The 2,501-nt window shown below is 70.1% G+C and carries 2 protein-coding genes; both read right to left on the bottom strand.

Annotation, left to right across the window (positions count from 1 at the left end; genetic code table 11):
• Positions 1-93: 93 nt before the first annotated feature.
• Positions 94-849 (bottom strand): IS21-like element helper ATPase IstB, encoded by a 756-nt coding sequence (gene istB, locus BN3789_RS12210; protein ID WP_079989156.1) that lies wholly within the window; start codon positions 847-849, stop codon positions 94-96.
• Positions 842-2,335, bottom strand: coding sequence for an IS21 family transposase (istA, locus tag BN3789_RS12205; RefSeq protein WP_066832644.1), 1,494 nt, complete (start codon positions 2,333-2,335; stop codon positions 842-844). Before istA ends, istB begins: the two co-directional genes overlap by 8 nt.
• Between the last annotated feature and the right edge of the window lie 166 nt (positions 2,336-2,501).

The following is a 2,501-nucleotide window of genomic DNA, read 5'->3' as shown; positions in this document are numbered from 1 at the left end:
GTGTGTTTGGTCAAGTCCGTCTTTCTGAAATGATCACGGAAAACTTTCGGGTTTGGGCACGCAACTTTTTCGGGTTCGGTCACGGGCGCGCCGCTAGCTTCCCGACTTGCCCAGCATGAGTGACTCCTCGAGACGGTGGCTTGGGCCGCCGAACTCGACGAGCCTGCCGTGGTGGACGACGCGGTCCACGATCGCGGCGGCGAGCTTGTCGTCCGCGAAGACCGTGCCCCACCGGCTGAACTCGACGTTCGTGGTGAACACTATGCTCCTCCTTTCGTAAGAGTCGGATATGACCTGGTAGAGCAGGCGCGCGCCGTCGACGTCGAAGGGGACGTAGCCGAACTCGTCGAGGATCACGAGCTCGGCCCTGCCGACGTCCGCCAGCAGCCTGTCGAGCGTCCCCTCGCGCTTCGCCTTGCCGAGCTGCAGCACCAGCGCCGCCGTCTGGAAGAAGCGCACGGGCACCCCGCGCCGGGTCGCCTCGATGCCGAGGGCCGTCGCCACGTGCGTCTTGCCGCGGCCGGTCGGGCCGTGGAAGACGAGGTCCTCGGCGCGCTCCACGAAGTCGAGCGAGAGCATCTCGTCTCGGCCCCAGCCCTCGGGAAAGCGCACGTTGGACCAGTCGAACCCCTCCACGGCCTTGGGCACGGGGAAGCGGGCCTGGCGCAGCAGCCGGGCGCGCTTCGACCGCTCGCGGGACTCGAGCTCGCGCGCGAGCATCCCCGAGCACGCGGCGAGCTGGCCCGGGGTCGCCGTCTCGAGGAACCACGCTATCGTCGCCTTCGATATGAACAGCGACCTGGCGCGCGAGGAGAACTCCTCGCGCTCGGCGTCCGGGATCCTAGGCACTGGCGGCGCCCCCCTCCAGCAGCTCGAAGGCCCGGTCGTACCCCGCGAGGTCGACCGGCTCGTCGTACTCGACGAGCGCGTCGCCGGCGGCCGCCCTAGCGGCGGCGAGCTCCAGGGTGGCGGCGTCGACGCCGCCCGTGGCCCCGAGCGACCTCAGCGCGCCCTCCACGGTCGCCGCCCAGCCCCGCCTGGCGCTCACGTCGCGCAGCGCCCTGAGGTCGGCTCCGAGGTCGGCGGGCGACTCCGAGTCGAGGAACGCCACGAGCTGCTCGGGCAGGGACCCCCGCACGACGCTGTCGCGCCAGCCGCCGGGGCGCACGCAGAGCAGCCTCAGCTGCAGCATTGGGTCGGCGGAGTCCGTCGGCGCGTCGCCCCACTCGCGCGGGTACTCGGCGACGACCTCGCCTCCGGCGCCGACGACCGTGACGTCGAAGGCGCCCATCGCGACGGCGACCTCGCGGGAGGCGTTGACGGGCCCCGCCGAGTAGCGGTGCTCGCCGCCCGCCCTGAACGAGCCCTGCTTGTCGCACCTCCTGGTGAGCCACGTCACGCACGCGAACGGAGCCGCGGGCAGCGGCGAGAGCGCGGCGCGGTCGTCCCCGAAGAGCTCGGACTCGCTCGCGCCCTTGCGGTAGTGCGGCTTGCCGTCCGAGAGCGCCAGGCACGTCCCGAGCAGCCGCTCGTTGTAGGCCTTCACGTCCCAGACCTGCGGGACCGGGACGAAGAGGTTGCGCCTGAGCGTCCCGACCTTGTTCTCCACGGAGCCCTTCTCGTTCCCCGAGTAGGGGTTGGTGAAGCTGTAGTCGAGCCCGTAGTGCGCGGCGAACCGGCGGAAGAGCGCCGAGGTCCTCATCTCGGCGCCGACCCTGCGGCCGACCTCGGTGGCGTTGTCGAACACGGCCCGCAGCGGCACGCCCCCGAGGAACTCGAAGACGTCGCGGAGCCCCTGGCAGACGCACTCCGCGGTCTCGCCCCAGAAGACCTGCGCGAGCCCGACGTTTGAGTGCGGGAACGTGACCACGAGGAAGTGGCCGCGGGTGACGACGCCTCGCACGCGGAAGTCGGCCTGCCCGAAGTCGACCTGGCACTCGCCCGGGAGCCAGTCGAGCAGCAGGAACCCCTGCGCCTCGCGGGCGTCGAGCTCGGCGGCGAGCTCCTCGCGCCTCCTCCTCACGTACCTCCTGACGGTCGAGTACGAGCCCTCGAAGCCCTTCTCCGCGACGAGCCGGTCGAAGACCCTCTTCGCGGTGTGGCGCTGCTTGTACCAGCAGCGCCTGTCCTCGAGCAGCCACGAATCGACCAGCGCCGCGAAGGGCTCGAGCAGGGGCGACTCGGGCGCCCTGCCGACCGCCGGCGGCCTCTCGGAGAGGTCGGTCTCCCTCAGGTACTTCCTCACCGTGGGCTCGGAGACCCCGGTTTCCCGGGCGATCGAGGCGACGCTCGCCCCGCCCCTCCCGAGCCTTCTGATATCGTCGATCTTGTCCACGCCGATCATTTCCTTCCCGGCCTCCCATCGTCGCAACCGTAGCAGCGACAACGTTAGGCCCCGTTGGGGATGGTCGGCGTGCCCATGCCCAAACCCGAAAGTTTTTCGTGACCATTCCCGAAAGCTCCGGGTGATCAAATCCGCAAGTCAGACGTTATCAAACACA

Origin of the sequence: Collinsella ihumii (assembly GCF_900046475.1) — a bacterium.
Taxonomy (GTDB): Bacteria; Actinomycetota; Coriobacteriia; order Coriobacteriales; family Coriobacteriaceae; genus Collinsella; species Collinsella ihumii.
Note: the sequence above shows the minus strand (reverse complement) of the source record. Positions and strands in the feature narration are given on the sequence as shown.